The sequence below is a fragment of the Sphaerisporangium sp. TRM90804 genome (genome assembly GCF_029846175.1).
GTDB lineage: Bacteria > Actinomycetota > Actinomycetes > Streptosporangiales > Streptosporangiaceae > Sphaerisporangium.
The window spans coordinates 113,242-129,242 of the sequence record NZ_JARWAC010000010.1; the positions used below are offsets into that span (position 1 = coordinate 113,242).

Annotated in this window: 17 protein-coding genes; 13 read left to right on the top strand and 4 right to left on the bottom strand. The window is 66.6% G+C overall.

From position 1 onward, the window contains the following. Positions 1–442 precede the first annotated feature (442 nt). The 8 genes from PYR91_RS13415 to PYR91_RS13450 all read left to right on the top strand — a co-directional run bounded on the left by PYR91_RS13415 (position 443) and on the right by PYR91_RS13450 (position 5,194). The gene (locus PYR91_RS13415; RefSeq protein WP_279780033.1) at positions 443–1,183 is read left to right on the top strand and encodes a hypothetical protein; all 741 of its coding nucleotides are present in this window, start codon (positions 443–445) and stop codon (positions 1,181–1,183) included. Beyond that, entirely contained in the window at positions 1,165–1,752 is a 588-nt protein-coding gene (locus tag PYR91_RS13420) for a DUF2637 domain-containing protein (RefSeq protein ID WP_279780034.1), read from the top strand. Before PYR91_RS13415 ends, PYR91_RS13420 begins: the two co-directional genes overlap by 19 nt. Before the next feature lie 404 nt (positions 1,753–2,156). Further along, complete coding sequence (locus PYR91_RS13425) at positions 2,157–2,453, top strand: hypothetical protein (protein ID WP_279780035.1); 297 nt, start codon at positions 2,157–2,159, stop codon at positions 2,451–2,453. After that, complete coding sequence (locus PYR91_RS13430) at positions 2,450–3,094, top strand: hypothetical protein (RefSeq protein WP_279780036.1); 645 nt, start codon at positions 2,450–2,452, stop codon at positions 3,092–3,094. The genes PYR91_RS13425 and PYR91_RS13430 overlap by 4 nt, the downstream gene beginning before the upstream one ends. Further along, on the top strand, positions 3,091–3,351 hold the full coding sequence (locus tag PYR91_RS13435) for a hypothetical protein (protein ID WP_279780037.1): 261 nt from the start codon (positions 3,091–3,093) through the stop codon (positions 3,349–3,351). Before PYR91_RS13430 ends, PYR91_RS13435 begins: the two co-directional genes overlap by 4 nt. A 183-nt stretch (positions 3,352–3,534) precedes the next feature. After that, complete coding sequence (locus PYR91_RS13440; RefSeq protein WP_279780038.1) at positions 3,535–3,873, top strand: hypothetical protein; 339 nt, start codon at positions 3,535–3,537, stop codon at positions 3,871–3,873. Continuing rightward, entirely contained in the window at positions 3,870–4,388 is a 519-nt protein-coding gene (locus PYR91_RS13445; protein WP_279780039.1) for a sigma-70 family RNA polymerase sigma factor, read from the top strand. The genes PYR91_RS13440 and PYR91_RS13445 overlap by 4 nt, the downstream gene beginning before the upstream one ends. Then, the gene (locus PYR91_RS13450; RefSeq protein WP_279780040.1) at positions 4,385–5,194 is read left to right on the top strand and encodes a hypothetical protein; all 810 of its coding nucleotides are present in this window, start codon (positions 4,385–4,387) and stop codon (positions 5,192–5,194) included. The genes PYR91_RS13445 and PYR91_RS13450 overlap by 4 nt, the downstream gene beginning before the upstream one ends. A gap of 1,259 nt (positions 5,195–6,453) precedes the next feature. Here PYR91_RS13450 and PYR91_RS13455 read toward each other — a convergent pair. Next, positions 6,454–7,833 carry a hypothetical protein gene (locus PYR91_RS13455; RefSeq protein ID WP_279780041.1) on the bottom strand — a complete coding sequence of 460 codons (1,380 nt, stop codon included), beginning with the start codon at positions 7,831–7,833 and terminating at the stop codon, positions 6,454–6,456. Between the two features lie 887 nt (positions 7,834–8,720). On the opposite strand from PYR91_RS13455, the gene PYR91_RS13460 reads away from it, so the two are divergent. Next, entirely contained in the window at positions 8,721–8,843 is a 123-nt protein-coding gene (locus PYR91_RS13460; RefSeq protein ID WP_279780042.1) for a hypothetical protein, read from the top strand. Positions 8,844–9,080: 237 nt separating this feature from the next. On the opposite strand, the gene PYR91_RS13465 is transcribed toward PYR91_RS13460, so the two are convergent. Beyond that, positions 9,081–9,824, bottom strand: a complete 744-nt coding sequence (locus PYR91_RS13465; RefSeq protein WP_279780043.1) for a zeta toxin family protein — start codon at positions 9,822–9,824, stop codon at positions 9,081–9,083. 50 nt (positions 9,825–9,874) lie between these two features. Then, a complete protein-coding gene (locus PYR91_RS13470) occupies positions 9,875–10,114 on the bottom strand; it encodes a hypothetical protein (protein WP_279780044.1) in 240 nt (79 codons plus the stop codon). 330 nt (positions 10,115–10,444) lie between these two features. On the opposite strand from PYR91_RS13470, the gene PYR91_RS13475 reads away from it, so the two are divergent. Then, entirely contained in the window at positions 10,445–11,353 is a 909-nt protein-coding gene (locus PYR91_RS13475; protein ID WP_279780045.1) for a hypothetical protein, read from the top strand. Between the two features lie 90 nt (positions 11,354–11,443). On the opposite strand, the gene PYR91_RS13480 is transcribed toward PYR91_RS13475, so the two are convergent. After that, positions 11,444–11,917: a hypothetical protein gene (locus tag PYR91_RS13480; protein WP_279780046.1), complete on the bottom strand. Its 474-nt coding sequence runs from the start codon at positions 11,915–11,917 to the stop codon at positions 11,444–11,446. A gap of 127 nt (positions 11,918–12,044) precedes the next feature. Here PYR91_RS13480 and PYR91_RS13485 point away from each other — a divergent pair, with 127 nt between their 5' ends. From PYR91_RS13485 to PYR91_RS13495, 3 genes are all read left to right on the top strand, one after another. Then, positions 12,045–12,485 carry a hypothetical protein gene (locus tag PYR91_RS13485; RefSeq protein ID WP_279780047.1) on the top strand — a complete coding sequence of 147 codons (441 nt, stop codon included), beginning with the start codon at positions 12,045–12,047 and terminating at the stop codon, positions 12,483–12,485. Between the two features lie 343 nt (positions 12,486–12,828). Then, positions 12,829–14,904 (top strand): hypothetical protein, encoded by a 2,076-nt coding sequence (locus PYR91_RS13490; RefSeq protein ID WP_279780048.1) that lies wholly within the window; start codon positions 12,829–12,831, stop codon positions 14,902–14,904. Then, positions 14,901–15,317, top strand: coding sequence for a hypothetical protein (locus PYR91_RS13495; protein ID WP_279780049.1), 417 nt, complete (start codon positions 14,901–14,903; stop codon positions 15,315–15,317). Before PYR91_RS13490 ends, PYR91_RS13495 begins: the two co-directional genes overlap by 4 nt. Positions 15,318–16,001 lie beyond the last annotated feature (684 nt).

Here is a 16,001-nt window from a genome sequence, read left to right on the forward strand (position 1 = left end):
GCTCTATCGGCCTTCAACACCGTTGAGTGACCTCACCTCAGGTGTCCGTGCTAGGGGGGAAGCTCACCCTCCGCGTACGACCCCGCCCGAAACTCCCATCGCAGTGGCGTCGCGTGGTCGGAGTATGCGATACGCGCAATCTTGCTCAACCCCCGCTACACGGGACGACAGGTATGGAGCCGACAGCACAAGGACGAGGTCCTGATCGACGTGAATGACGTTGGCCTGGGTCACATGACGAAGCTCCGCTGGAACAGGTCGGAGAACTGGATCTGGTCCGAGCGGCCGGCTCACGAGGCTGTGATCGATGCGGAGTGCTTCGCGACGGTGCAGGCGCTCCTCGCGGCTCCCGGGACTCCTCAAGAAGGTAAGAAGCCGCGGGCGACACCCCGTCCTTACGTCTTCCGTGGCCTGCTTCTTCTGCGGTGAGTGTGAGCGGCGGATGCAGGGCAGCTGGAACAACGGCAAGCCGCACTATCGCTGCGTGTTCCCCAAGGAGTACGCCCAGGCCAACGGCGTGCCGCATCCTCGCTCGGTGTATGTCAGAGAGGAGTTGGTCGTCGAGCCGTTGGACGAGTGGCTTGCCACTGTCTTCGACCCCGGTCGGCTGCCGGAGACGATCCGTACGATGGCTGCCGCTCAACTCACTGACGATCACCGCTTGGCTGCGGTCGAGTCCGCCCGCCAAGCCGTCGCCGACTGTGAGCGCAAGCTCGCGGGCTACCGCGCGCTTGTGAATGCGGGAACCGACCCCGCCGTGGTCGTCGGCTGGATCACTGAAACGGAAGCCCGTCGGAAGGTCGAGCAGAGTCGCCTCAAGGAAATCTCTGCCTCCACGCCGAAGCGACTCTCTGAACAGGAGATCGCCACCATCGTGAGCGCCCTCGGCGACCTTCGTAGACTCCTTCGCAGCGTTGACCCGCACGACAAGATGCAGGTGTATCGCCAGCTGGGCCTACGGATGACCTACGAACCAGGCCGGAAAACAGTGATCGCCCGGACAGAAGTCGGGCGATCATGTAGCACAGTGTGTCCGAGGGGGGAGCCGCACCAATTCCACATGCCTTTACCCTCACCCGGCAGTTCCTGCTGGGGTAGAGGTAGGCCGTCATGCAGCCCGGTACCCGTGCGGTGCGCCGTATTCAGCGAACAACCGTTGCGAGCGTGTCGCTGCTGGCGATGATTGCGGCGATCGTCTCCTTCAGGCATATGCGCGAGTTGTGTCTACGACATGGTGAAGATCAGCTCGCAGCCGTACTCATCCCTCTCGCGGTGGACGGCACGATCGTCGTGGCCTCGATGTCTATCCTTCTGGCCAACCGGTCCGGCGCCCGTAGTGGAGCCCTCGCCTGGTCGCTCCTCATCGCCGGCAGTCTCGCGAGCCTGGGCGCCAATGTCGCGGTTGCCGACCCGAGCCTTATTGGCCGAGTCATTGCTGCTTGGCCTTCAGCGGCACTGATCGGCAGCTACGAGCTGCTGATGGCACAGGTACGACGGGTCGCAAAGCAGGCCCTTGTGCAGGAGAAAAGCGCGAACGTTGATGATGGTGAAGACGATCTTGAAGACTCGAGGCATCGAGCACATGACCCTCTTATCATCGATCTTCGTCGCCAGGCGTGGGGCTGGGCCCAGGCAAACCGGAGGGCTGATGGTGCGCTGCCCTCAGGGAGGGCAATTGCCGAGCAGTTCGAGCGTAGTCCTCGCTGGGGACGCTGGATCAAGAAATTAGGCCTGGCAGGTGAGCTTCGGTAGACATGCGTTACACGCCTTGGCCCAAGACCCTGAGATCAGGATCCGAGCAGTGCGCCGCTCGTAGCGACGTCTACGCCATCTGTGAGGCCGTCCACCAAGCGCCGTGTGACTAAGCAACCTGGCTCACCCCCACGGGCGTGGGGGAGGCGCGCGGCGCTGGTTCGGCGTACGGCTCAACCCCACGGGCGTGGGGAGGACTTCACGGCGATCGACCACAGGCTGTCGCCTCGCGGTTCACTCGCAGGGGCGTGGGGAGGGCAACGCGTTCGGCCCGCTCACCAACCCCGACCTCAGCTCACCCCCACGCGGGGGTGAGCCAGATGCCGCTCCCGGCCCGCCTCCCGGGGAGCCGTCCTCCCCACGCCCGTGCCGCTGACTTCCCTTCCTCACAGGTGCTCGACGTCGTGCACCGTTATGCACACGAGATCCTGACCGCCCTAGACGACGCCGTCGACTACTGGGCGAGCGAAAGTCACCCGCTGGCCGACTGCCCCCATCACACCGTGTCCGCTGAGACGGCCTGGTGCAGCCAGTGCCACGACTTCGACCGCGCCGACCGCGCCCGGGCGGCCTACCTGCAGCTCAAGCCCATGCTGGACCCCCACCACCACATGTGGCCGGTCGCCGGGATCGACACCGAACCCGCCGCGCCTCCGATCGAGGCCCGGCCTGCGGCCCGGCGTGCAGGCGGCGCGAAATGACCCTGCACGTGGTGCAGTACTCGGGAGGAATCGGAAGCTGGGCCACAGCCCGGTGCGTGGCCGACCGCCACGGCAGGGACCAACTGGTGCTGCTGTTCGCCGACACCCGCGCCGAAGATCCGGACCTCTACCGTTTCCTGGCTGACAGCACTTGCCAGCTCGGCGTGCCGCTGACCACTGTCGCCGACGGCCGCACGCCGTTCGGGGTGTTCGCCGACCAGCGGTTCCTGGGCAACGCCCGCATTGCGCCCTGCACGCTGCACCTGAAGCAGATCCCCTGTCGGCGGTGGCTGCAGCAGCACACCGACCCCGCCCACGCCATCATCTACGTGGGGATCGACTGGAACGAGAAGCACCGATGCGCCGGCATTGAACGCGGCTGGGCGCCCTGGCCGGTGCGCTTCCCACTATGCGAGCCGCCCCGCCTGACCAAGCAGCAGATGCTCGACCAGGCCCGCGCCCTGGGCCTCGAAGTTCCGGTCCTGTACCGGCATTTCGACCACAACAACTGCGCCGGCATGTGCGTGCGCGCCGGGCAGCGGCACTGGGCCACGCTGCTGGAGGTCTACCCCGACCGCTACGCCCGTGCCGAGCGCCTCCAGACCGGCCTCACCCCCGCCGGAAGGAAGCGGCAAAGATGAGCCTGGTCGTGCTGTCCTACGGGCTCGGCACCGACAGCACCGCGGTGCTGCTGCGCTGGCTCCTGAAGATGTTGTCCCGCGTGGAGGAGCTCGAAGGCGATCTTCAGCAACGTCGCGATCGCGCTGTCGCAGAAGGCTGGCTTGGGGAGGTCAAGGGCGTCGAGCTCACCCTGAGATTCCGAGACAAGCAGCGACAGGCACGTCGGCTCTCGAAGATGACCACTGAGGTCGATCTAGTCATGCCGACGCGAACGTGACGACAGGCGGGTCCCGTCGAGTTCAAGATTTTTGTCTCAGTGCTCCCATGGTTATCGCTGGTCAGCGGCGTTCGACGGTTCCGTGACAAAAGATCTTGAAAATCGACCCAGTGCAATATGCCGACTGGGGGCCTCTCTCTACTGCTAGCGCGTTTACGACAACGCCAGTGGCAGGAGGGCGACATGGTTAACGGGACGCCGGAGGGACCGCGGGAGTATCGCGGCTTCTGGCGGGCGATCGCTGCCTTGATCGATCACCGCGACAATAAGCACAACAGGGAGTATCTGCTCCAAAGGGACGAGCAGCGCGAGCGGGCTCTGACCGACCATTTCGAGCGGCTGCCTGACAACGTCGTCGAGTACGTCAACGAAGAGATAGACGGCAACCGCAAGATCTGGTTCCGCAAGGCGCCAGCGTTCGGGGTTCCAGAAGCCCCCAAGGTGATCATCATCCAGCCGGGTGATCTGATCACTGAGGTCGTCAAGGACGATGCCGCGAGCGCGGGTGAGCTCGGCTCGTGAGCCCTGAAGATCATGAAATCGAGACGTTCATACGCGAGCACGGCGTCAGGTTGATCGCCTACTTGATCGGATGCGGTGCTCCGCAGGACATGGCCGAGGCTGGCGCCTACGAGGCGTTCCAGGTGTTGCACCGTCTCAAAGAGAGAGGCCGACCACCCGAGCACCCCGCTGCCTTCATGCGCAGGGTCGCTGTTCACAGCGTCCGCAAGGCCTACAAGAAGCAGTACGGAAGGGAACTGCCGGACTCCGAGCACCTCGAGAGTTCGATGGGTCCCATCGATTCGGAAGACGAGCAGGTCATCTTGCGCGAGGACGTTCGTCGCCTTTTGCGCGAGCTTCCGACGCGGCAGCGCCAGGTCATCGAACGCCGCTATCTGCGTGACTACAGCGTGCTCGAAACGGCGGGCTCGCTGGGAATCTCCGCGAGAGCCGTGCAGGCGAACACCAACGCCGCCCTGAAGAACCTTCGTCGGTTGGTGCAGCAGAATCCGATTTGGGAGGAGGAGGCTCGATGAGCAATCATCACGATGAACCACGCGACTTGGACTCTCTACTTGAGAGCAAGGTCGAACGGCAGGTCGCTGGTTTCCGAGCTGCTCTCGTCAAGATGCACGATGATCCTGCGGAGACGGCCCGCATCGATGCGCTCATCGATGAGCTCGACGCCGAGGTGGCCGCCACCAGTGGCACACTCGACATCCTGATCGAGGGCGGAGAGCTCGACCTTCGAGAGTCCCGGGAGACGACTGCTCCCGAGGCCGTCAAGGAACCTCTCCCTACGATTCACATGCAGATCCGGAGCGGTAAAACTAGCGCCATTACGCTGGCGCTGCGCCTCGCGATGAAGGACAATCGGCGCCTGCGTGTGACCATCCATCACGGTGACCTTACTAAGGCCAACATCCACATCGAAGCCGCAGCAGAGCCGGTCAAGCTGGCGCACGCCGAACACCCGAAGCCTGAAGATGCCGTCCTCCAGAACGGAAAGCCTCGAGAGCTCAAGCGGAAGCCACCACGGCGCTCATGGACTGCGGTGCCACTGCTGTCAGGCTTGATGGCCGTACTTGGCACCTTGATCGTGCTCATCGGAAGAGATGCGGTCATATCGCAGGCCGGGATCCTTCTGTTCGCGCCTGTGGTTCACGTCACTGTCAGCACGCTTCTGATGGTTGCGATGAGCCACAAGGCAGCCTCCAGGAGTCAGACCAGCGCCCTGAGGGTTCTACGGCTATTGCTTGGCCGAGATCGACACGTCGACGAAGAAGTTGAAAAAGGACCTAGACACCCCCGCAACGGGGAGGGACACACAGCCGCGCACTAGATGCCACGCAGTTCACCACAGTTCGTCCGCAGGACGGCTGTTCCATCGCCATGGCTTGACAAGGTGCAGAGAAGTTCGATCAAGGCCAAGGGGTGGGCACTCGATCGGTTCGTGAAAGACCTCACCCGCGGGCGGCCCTACCCGCCACGCGATCGGATTCGAGGTCGGCGAGATGCGACGCGTGCAGCGCGACCGCCCCTTGGGTTTGGCCGGTCGCCGGCCGTTCTATCCGCTCGTGCAATGGGGCTGGGACCGCGCCGCGGCCGAGCGCTACATCCTCACCCAGCTCGGGGTCGCCTGGCAGAAAGCGCCTGCTCATTCTGCCCCTTCGCCCTCATCAGCACCGTCTCGTTGCAGCGCACGCTCCCGCGCTACCTGGCCCACCCAGACGAGGCGATGCTGCCGCTACTCATGGAGACTGTCGCCGTGGCGCTCAATCCCACCTAGTGTGCTGAGTCGTTAATTCGCTGGCACACTAGGGCCTGGTCGCCGGCAACCGCCTGCACCAGATCCTGGCCACCGTAGACGGCGGCCCCGAACTCCTTGCGGCCTTCCACCGCCACCTGGCCACTCTGCCATGGGCGCTCTACGACGTCCGCCGGGTTTTCCGCGCCCACCCCGGCGATCCCGCCCAGCTGGCCAACGCGGTGCGAAGCCTTTCACAGCTCAGCCAAGGCAAGCGGGACCACGTACTCGCCGTCCTGGCGGAGACAGCCCACGGGCTGGGCCGTCCCGTCGAGCACAACGACGGGTTCGCCCGGGTGTGGCTGCACCACCGCCAAAGCCGCTTCCCCTGTATCGAGCAGCTGCTGGTCGCCGCACCGGCCACCGTGCTGCCCAACGCAACCGCACCTTCGACCAGGCGTGGAAGCACACCCTCACTGCCACAGTACGGCCCACCGCAGCCGCGTGAGGAGAAGCTATGTCCCTAAACGGCAAACCCCGTTCCGGGCATCGCCCTGTGCGGAACGGTCCCATGAGCCGCAAGCCGGCCCTATGGCTGCCACCTGCAGTCGCGTTCTACGAAGTGCATGTGACAGAAGGTCGAGGAATTCCTGATCGCCTGGCGGCATCCGCTACAGCTGCCCGATGACGAACAACCCATCGGCCGGCCCTGCCCGGCTATTCGGCAGCCTGGCGTTCATCATGGAGGACGGCCGCTGGGTAGCCGCCGTCGTGCTGGCCAGCACCATCAACGCAAGTCGCGTGGCTTCTTTGAACCAGGAGAACCGGAAGCGCGACAAGTCAGCAAGCTCGGGTCAGCGGTCCCGCTTGGATGTTGGATCGGCGGCAAACAGGTTGACGAAAGAGCGCGGTTCATCACAAGGGAGGGACAGTTGGCCGCTCACACTTCCGTTCATGTTGGTCGAAGTCGCGGTCCACTCGACGGCTACGTCTTCAACCGCTGCCTCAGTTGCGATGAGGACAAAGGGCTCAAGATCAACATTTTGACCTGGACGGAGATCAACGGGCGGCAGATGGATGATCACAGGCCCTGAGTTGTCGATCCGAATAGGCGCTCCCGCATGAACGGACCGAAGGTTGGCGAAGCTGTGCAGCGCGGGGGCGCTGAGTCGAAAGCCGGCTCCGTAGGGGTGAAGCTCGGGCAGCTCGCGAGCGAAGTACTCATAGCCCATCTCGTCGCCCTCCTCACTCTCCAGCGCTCGCACGGCGCTGTAGATGTGAAGAACAACCTGGACGTTCAGGAGGGGGGTGTCAGTCTGGTTACTCAAGCGCAACTCGATGGGTTCCACGATGGCGGCTGTCGCCGCATCGATGGCTTCGGGCAGCGTGGCACGGCACTCCTCCAGGTAACGATCCACCTCCGAGCGGTAGCTGTTTGGAGAACGTGTCTCTCCGATCAACCCTGCCATGTTCCCAAGGACGGGATGGTTCTGAGCCAGGTGTTTTTCCAGGGGTTTCAGCGCTTCTGCTCGCAAGTGGTCCATCACCTTGCTGATGTCGGACTCCGGGTAGGTGACCGGGATGACGGAACCACGTAGAAGCGTCAGCGCCAAATCGAGGGCGGGTGCTCGGCGAACCAGCCTTTCACCAAGCATGTCAAGATCGACTGCTCTTGCGCGGGAAGTTGTTCCGTCGGGGCGGCGAATGAAGATCGCCCCCTCCGGGATGCTCTTGTCCCTTGAGGAGGAAGGTGCTTCCTTGCGCATGCAGAAGATCGGGTCGCCCCAACGCGGCGGGTCGACGGTGATGACGAGGATGGCGACCGGTCCGTCATCACCGTCGGCTTCGACGTAAGTCGGTTGCCAGCGGATCTCTTCACCGACGTAAGGCTGGATCCAGCGCACCAACTCGGTGATGTCGTGCTGTTTGACGCCGCCGATGTTCTCGTGGCTCACGCCAGCCAGGAGGAACCCGAAGCCCTCGACGAAACGGCTGGCCTCATCGGGCATGCGGTTGGCGAACCCGATGATGGCCCGGGCGACGTGCGCGCGGCCGCTCTTGTCAGCTCTGTCGGCCGGGTTCAGCTCGAGGTCGGACTTCCATTCCAGCCAGAACGTTTCATCGGCCTTGCTGGCTCCGCGCACTGCCTGCACCAGCTTCTTCAGCTCGGCATGGTTGCGGGGAGCTGTGCGGGGGTCGAAATTCAAGGCCATGTCCTGGGGATCCTCCTTCACCCACCGAGTGGCACTTGGTGAAGGTCACACTAGTGGTGGGGCGCTGCTGATTGCTCGCTCAGCGGTTCAGCGCCGCCAAGGCTATCGACGACGGCGCGCGAGGCCTGTGGGTGTGCCGCTACCCGCACCCGGTAATACTCGCCAGAGCTGAGCCATAGTTCCCGGGCCGGCTGACCCAGCACCGCTGCACGCACCATGCGCCTGGTGCACTCACTCTGCCTCGCGTGCCACAAGACAGCGGCGTGACGCACTCCTTTGCTCTCCGGCGCCAGCTGTCAGATGCTCCCCCACATCACCGTCCACACGAGCCGGGCTGATGCCCGTCCGGCTGTGTCCCCTTTGGATGGCCAGTGGAAGGGTGTGCCGGTGCTGTCTGTCGTGCGGCGCCTGCGGTGCCCCCTTCCCGGCTGGCTGATCTTGCGGCTCCCTTGCCCGGCCCGCAACCGGGTTCTCGCAAGCGAGTGCGGGGTGGCCCAAGATCTTTTGCTGGAGAGCGCAAACATCTTGGGCCACCCCGCACCACCCGGTTGCGCGCCCGGCTGCGGTCGACGCTGATCTGCCTTGCCGGGACGGGGCAGCAGACTCCGGCCGCCAGACAAGACGGCCTCCCCCTCCCGCAGAGCATCCAGGAGGACACCTCATGAGCAACTTCATCCTCACCTCGTCGGCCGCCTCGAGGACGACCCCCGCATCCGCTCGGTCAAGGAGGGCGACGGGATCTGGGTCTCGATGCGGGTCGGCGTCCGCCTCGACGACTACGAGCGGGACGGGCAGATGCAGTCCGGCTCCAAGCGCTACATTACCGTGGTCGCCTTCGGCGAGCTGGCCGAGCAGATCCAGCAGGCCGGTCTGCGCGACGGCGACTGGGCACCATCTACGGCCGGGACATGCGCGCCCGGGCGTGGAAGGGGCAGGACGGCCCGAAGGCCACCTTGGAGGTCGTCGCCGACGCGATCGAGGCCGGTCGCCCCGAGCAGCCCGCTCCCGCCCTGGCGGCCGCTGCGGCCTGACGACACCCCGCGAGCCGGGGACCCCCTTGGGTTCCCGGCCCTGGCGGGCGAAAGCTACTCAGCGAGAGCGAGGACGCTGCCGCGCGGTTGCCTTGGCAGGTTGCTTTGTAGTCGGCGTGGCAGCCGGCGCTGCCTGCCTGCCGGGCGGTCGGCGCAGTGCTGGACCGGGCGCGAGCCGCAGCGGTGCGCGGCTCGGCGGCGCGCACCGGCTGCGCAGCTTGGGTGATGCGGCCGAGCTCAGCCGCCTACTTGGTCCCGGTCATCTCCTGCAGTTGTCGCATGGAGGAGTCGAAGGACTGAGTCTCGGCGGGTGTCCAGGCCCGGTTGCGCTCGCGATCGATGGCCGCGGCTGCCCCCAGTGACCTGTCCGGCCTCGCGCGCCGGGATGGAGGAGTAGACCGTGGTGCCGTCCTGCCGCAGGACGCTGACCCTGTCGGCCAGCCCTTCCCGCTCGATCACCTCGGCGATGCCTGGCATGTTGCGCACTGCAGCCGCATGAACGGAGGGCTCGGTGTACTTGCCCACGCCGTAGTGCTGTTTCTCCAGCTCATAGCGGCGCAGACAGGCCAGCCAGGTGCGGGAGGGATGGGCGGCCACGATCGCGACCTCGACGCGGTAACCCGCCTGCCGGTAGTCCCTGAGCAACTGCTCAACCGCATCGGAATCGCGCAGCGCTCCCTCGGCCACGACGTTGCAGCCCGCCTGCCGGGCCGCGTGGTGCGCCTTGCGCCACAGGTAGGTCACCTCACCGTGCACCTTCTCCGCGGCTGAACGATGCTGCCCTCTCTGCTGCAACTGGGCATACCCCGGGTGCAGGTCCCGCAGACCGTTGATGTCGAAGAACGCCGCCCCCGATTTGGTGCTGAAACGGTCGCGAAGCTCAGTCCGTGCGGCGGTCAGCGAAGTACCCGGCACTCCGGCCAGCAGCACCGCCGTCGGCGTCGCCGCACGGTGAACGCCCTCAAAGAACAGATCACCCACGCCCCGGTCCCACAGTCGGTCCATCTCAAGGTGGGGAGACGGAAGTTCGCTCACTGCCGCCCCCTGGTGGTAGCCAGCTCGGCGGTGATCTCTTCCAGTAGTTGCGGTACCTGGTCCGGCTGTAGATCACTCCGCAGGCTCCAGTACCTGCTCTGCCGGGCGGTCAACAGCGCGATGCGCTCAGCGTCAGGTGCTGGCCGGCCTCGTTCGGTGGCCGACGCCTGCGAGCATGCTCCGACCAGTGTGCCGAGTCCTTCCCGAACGAGTTCATACTGCTCGTCGGCGTCCATCTGGAACGACCTCCTACTCTCGCCTGGACGACCTCTCTATACGCACGTTGTGTTCTGCGATCAGGCGAGTCTGGCAGGCTCAGATATTCGTTCGCTAGATCACCCGAAGTCGGGGGATAGCCGCACTGAAGACTCCAGGGCGCCGGGCGAGGGCGAGGGCGCGGCCGAAGAGCCCGCGAAGTTGTCACCGTACGATGGCGACACCAGTCGGCACCAGGCGCGCAGACCGACGGAACCGGTCCAAGGTCCCCACACCCACGCTTTACAGCTTGCTGCATCGCACAGCGCGAACGGGGGGCGCCGCGGGGGCGTTTGGCGCAGGATGGCCCGATGAGTTCCTCGACGCTGCAGGCCTTTCTCGCCGAGCACGGCGCCGTGCGGACCCGGGTCGTCGATGACCACATGTTCGCCGTCGACCAGCCTGGCCGGCCGCCGGCGACGTTCCGGCTGCAGCTGTTCACCGCGCCCGGCTTGCGGCCGGTGGCCGTGGCCACCCAGACCGTCATGGAAGGCCCGACGTTGGTCAACGCCGCCGAGGAGTACGCCACCGAGGTGTGGCGGCGGCACTGCGCCGAGTCGGCCGAGCCGCCCATCTGGATTCAGCACCAGCTGCTGCCCTGCGGCCGGTTGGACCATCTGGCCCTGGTCACATTCACCCAGACCGGCGCTTTCAACATCCACACCCCGAAATGGAAGCGGGTGAGCGACCTGCAGCTCGCCGAGCTCGTTGGGGGGCCTGTCGACGTCGACCGTGGTGTCGGTTACCGGCCGCGGCCGCCAGAGCCTGAGCCGCAGCCCTACTACCGGCTCATGTGGGTCGCCCGCCTTCCCCGCCCCGAGCCGTTCCGCCAGGACGAGTGCATGTCGGCCGGGCTGGGCTGGCAGCGCCTGGCCCGCCAGCTCGCCCCGCGAACCATCGTGCGTGACTGCTGCTGGTATCACGGCGGCAACTGGCACCGCGCCGCGGCAGCCGTGATCCGCCTGGTCCGCCGCGCCCAACGCGACGGGGTGGCGGTCGAAGACGTCCACCAGGCCGTCCTGGACGCCGCCGAGGGCGAGGGCATGTCTGAGTGGGAAGTCGACGCGGTGGCCAGCCTGGCCAGCCTGGCGGACGCCATTCAGGTCACCCGCTTCGCCGGCTGGCGCACGACCTCCTACATCAATGGCCAGCACCGCGCCCAGGCGATGCTCGAGGCCGGGGTGCGGTGCACCGTCACCGTGGACTGGAAGTACCCCTGACCGCCGCGGCCGCCGTCGTCGAGTTGACGGCTGCCGTAGCGGTCGGTCTTCTGCGGGCATGACATGACGCCGCGCCCGCACCAGCAGCAGTCAAAGCTTTTGCGTAGTGGCGCGGGGGGCGATTTGGGAGACGCGCTGGTGTGACAACAGCAGGGCGCTGCCGATATCGCGGGTGCTCCACCCCTGGTCGATGAGGAGGCGGACGGCATGGCGGACGGCTTCACGCTCGGCCTGTTCGGCGAGGACGCGCGCCGAGCGGGCGGCGACGACGTCCTTCAGGGCGGCTTCGGCGTCCGGGTCGGCGGGGACAAGGTGGAGGGCACCGATGCTGGCATCGTCGTTGTGTATCTCGAAGACGAGGTCGGCCATGTTCCGTTTCACCTCGCGCCAGCTCGCGCCTTGGGCTTGGACGGTGCGCCCGCCGGGGAGGTCGCGGGCGGTGGCGATCCACTGCTTTCCGGTCCGGGTAGCGGTCGCGAAGTAGGTGACGGTTTCGACCTCGGGTTCGTCGTTGGTCTCCAGGAGGTCAGGCTGGTTAAAGATCGCCCCATGATCTATACGCATGACCAGGATTCTGAACCACCGGCACACGGTCGTCTAGTCCGGTAGCCGGGTGCTGTCTAGTTGATTGGCCGAGTACCGAAAGGGGAAGCGGATGGCCAAAGGCAGAAGTGCTGTTCCGGTGCCCGGCATGAGCAAGATCCGCTGGTGGTGGGTCAGGATGACCACGCCGGGCACCGCGTTGCGCTTCGTGTATCACCCGCCCGATCTGCCGGCGGGGCTTCGGCAGATGTACGTCTACGACGCTCGTGACTACGACATCGCCCGGCTGGTGTGGCAGGTCTGCGACCAGTGCGGCCGCGGCAGCATCAACAAGATCTCCATCTCCCCCGAATGGCAGCGCCGCGGTGTGGGCCGCCGCCGGATCAGCCGCGCCTTAGGTCCGAGCTACACCTGGTCTACCTCCGGCCAGTCACCGGAGGACAAGCGGTTCTTCCCGGCGCTGACCGCGGAGACCGGAACGGCCTTCCTCGAGTACGGCGGCGGCTGCGCCCACTTCGACGACGACCGCCGTCGCCCGATCACCGGCCCGATGCCGGCGCCTACGCCGCGTTTCGAGCGGCACGTCTGACCTTCGACCCGCCGCACCGGAACACGGCGGGGCGTCGGCTCCTGTCGGCTCAGTTCGCCGCGACCGTCTGGCGACTCTGCGTGAACGCGCACGCTCGGTATATCATCCTTTATAGAACGATGACGTGTACGTGGCGGGCGCCCGTGCTCCGATAGCACGACGGCTACCCAGCAGCGGTCCTGGGACGAGCGGGTGGAACCGCGACCTCCCTTGATGACCGGACTCGCCTGTCCTGCGCACACCGATGGTTTCGCGTGGGCGCACAGGCCCATGTCCCCGCACGGCGGGGTAGCCGTCCCGTGACAATCACTGGACGGTATTGAGCAGGCGAGGAAGTCCTGCCATGTCCGCATACCCCAGGACCGTCGTCACCGAAGACGGCAGCGAAGTGCAGATCGAGCGGGCCCCCCGGCCGCTCCCGCTGCCCGACCCGAAGGACCTCGGCACGCTGAAGCGCCGCTTGCGCGCCAATCCCAACATCAATCTCACCGATGCTGCGATCGACACCGCCGTCGGAATATTCATCGACCCCCCGAAGGTCATCCGCATCGCGACGTACGCGTCAGGCATCGACGGCCTGAGTTCGCAGTACGCCGGCAGCACCCATCTGTTCATGCTCGAAGGCGAAGTGGATGGTGAGGCGCCGCTTCCCATCATGGGGAACCCCCGGCTGGGCCATCTGCTCCAGGGGGTGCCGAAGGGGCCGAGGATCACCGGAGCCCGCAACGAGAACGGCCGCCTCCAGGCACAGCTCGTCGTCGAGTTCGACTCGGTTGCCGACGCCGAAGCTCTGGTGGAGAGCACCGTCCGTGAAACGCTTAACGACCCAGGCGCCAACTACAGCGACTCCATCCTCGGACATGGAGTGATGACTCCGGTCGAGGCTGTCCTGGTCGAGGTCCGCTTCGCCGACGGCAGCCCCTCGCTCTACCTCATCGCGTTGTACGACGGCACATCACGGGCCACCAGCGCCGCACTCGTCCGTTACTACGACACCACGCTGACCCCGCCGGAGAGGGTGGCGCGCGCCGCACAGGAACTGCGGCGTGCTCTGACGACGCCCTCGCGGAAGCGCCGGGCGGCGTACCTGAAGCAGGCCCAGGCGGCCAACCTCGCCTACGAACGGGACGGCCTGACCATGTCGGTGCTGCGCCAGTTGCAGGCCCGGCGGCTGCCCGTCCGGCTGATCGTCGGGGCGCAGTTCAGCGATGAGGACAACCTCGACGAGCTGCCCGCCGCGATCACCGCGGCGCAGAGCACCCGCCACATCAGTGTCAACCCCTGGCGTGAGGCGGCCAAGGACACCGTCACCGCGCAGCGCACGGTGCTGCACCTGCGCCAGGCCGGCCGTGTGTCGGAGGCGTTCGTCGACCTCACCGAGGATCGCCCGCTCGACGAGTCGCAGGTCGAAGAACTGTTCCCGGGAGCCGACCTCAAACTGGTGACCGACCCGGCTACCGGCCGGGTCCGGCCGCTGTGGCGGGCGGCGGTCATCGTGCACACCCTTACCAACCTCAAGGTCTCCGCGGAGGCTAAGCGGTTCATCCGCAGCGATCAGGGTATCGGCGCGGTCCATACGCACCGCTACGCCGGGTTCATCGGGGTCCTGGTGGACCAGCCGTGGCGGTGGGCCAAGCCGCAGACCACCGACACCGCGCGCAACGCCTGGCGCAACGGCGGTGTCCTGTCCGAGGAGATCCTCTCCGGCCGCTGGGAGCCGGTGTTCGCGCCGGTCGAGGAACTCCTCCGGCTCGCTGGCACCGACGACGTCTCGGCCCGGCTCACCCTGCAGGTGCTGGCAGGCACGGCGTTGCTCGCTGACGGCATCCTCACCCGTGACCGCGGCAGCAAGATCGGCGAAGATGGGGTGTTCTACCGCGCCACGCCGCCGGTGCTGCTCGCTACATGGGCCGGCACCCAGCACGGCCGGCTCCAGGCCGTCCGGATCGTCCGCGGTTTCCACCACGACCGCGCCGGCGGCACGGGCACCGGCCGGTCCCTCAACGTCGACTACACCTATCCGCTGGTCGATGAGAAGGGCGATCGGGTTCCGTCCGGGGAGAGCTACCGGGTGCTCATCGAGGGAGATCTCTTCGACCAGGCCGACCCGGAGAAGTCAGCGGAGGGACGCGAGGAGGTCCACGCCGCGCAGAAGGGCCGCAAGCTCACCCGGGAGCAGCGGAACGAGCAGTGGCGCTTCGCGGTCCTCGACCACGTCGGCCGCGCGGCGACTGCCGTCCGGCAGTTGGAGGCCGAGCTCTCCGACTATCCGGGCAGGCTGTCCGAGCATCCCTTCGGAAGGCGCGCCGACTGGAAGCTGATGCGGGAGAAGATCAATGATCTCGGCGAGTCCTTGATCACGGTCGTGCCGCCTGCCGACCCCGAGCCGCCTCTGTTCGATGACTCGGAGGAGGAGTGAGCGCCGGGCCGCGTCCGCTGGCGTCGGGCCACCCCACCGCGGTCATGTGGCAGCGGCTGCTCGCCTCGACTCCGGTCGCTAGGGCGCTCACCGACGCGGAGGGAGCGCGCAGCCGGTCCCTGGCCTGGCCGCTGCCCGTCGTCCTCCCGCCAGACCTGCCGCACGGGCCGCTGGTCTACCTGACGCTGCAGCGGTCGGGCGAGTTCAGGTATGTCGGGCGGACGGTCCAGCCGCTGGCCCGGCGAATCGCTCGGCACCGGCTGGACCGGCCAGACGTCGCCTACCGATGGCGCTGGGTTCTGGTCGCGCAGGTCGATCCGACCGTGGCGGGTCCGGCCGAGGAGTGGATACGGGCTGTGCTCCAACCGCCAGACAACCGGATCCGCGCCGCAGGGTGGACGCGGGCGGCTTAATGACCCTCGGCCGCCGGGCCCCTCCGGGCCGGCGGCCGAAGGCCGCAGATGATGGGCTTCTCGCAGGGAAACCTGCGCTATTGACGCCCCAGGCCACACGCCAAGTTGGAAGAAGCAGCTGGCCAAGAGGAGTACCGGCGGGCATCGTTGACCGATGCCCGCCTTACTTCGTGCAGGGCGCCACGTGGCACAGCTGGAAGCGACCGGACGGCTGCCGTAGTCCCAACGGTAGGCCTCAAACCCGGGCCACCCCACGGGCTGGCGGCACCCCGTGGGAACGCGCGACGCGACACCACCCTCCTCTCAGTGCACTTAGCCCGGCGACCAGCGCGGAGAGCACCGCGGCGGCAGACGGTAGCGGGGCCGACCGTGAACTCACCTCCGCGGCGCCAGCGGCTGAGCGGCGTTCACCGCCTGGTGCTTGGCACCGGCCGCACCACGATCCCGGCGACCCCCGAGACATGGAGGAGGCGATGTCCGCGACGGTTACGACTTTGTCTTCAATCCTCGCTCTGCGATGTCCGCTGCTCGGAGAAGAAGTCCAGCCTCTTTCCCAGCAGGTGGTCGTCATCGGCGGGGAAGACCTGGCGCCCGTAGAGGGCGTGCGGCGCAGCAGCCCGGCGGCGTAGATAGCCTCCACCACCGCGCGCACGAGCTCGACGTCGCTGACCGCCGCGGGCAGCT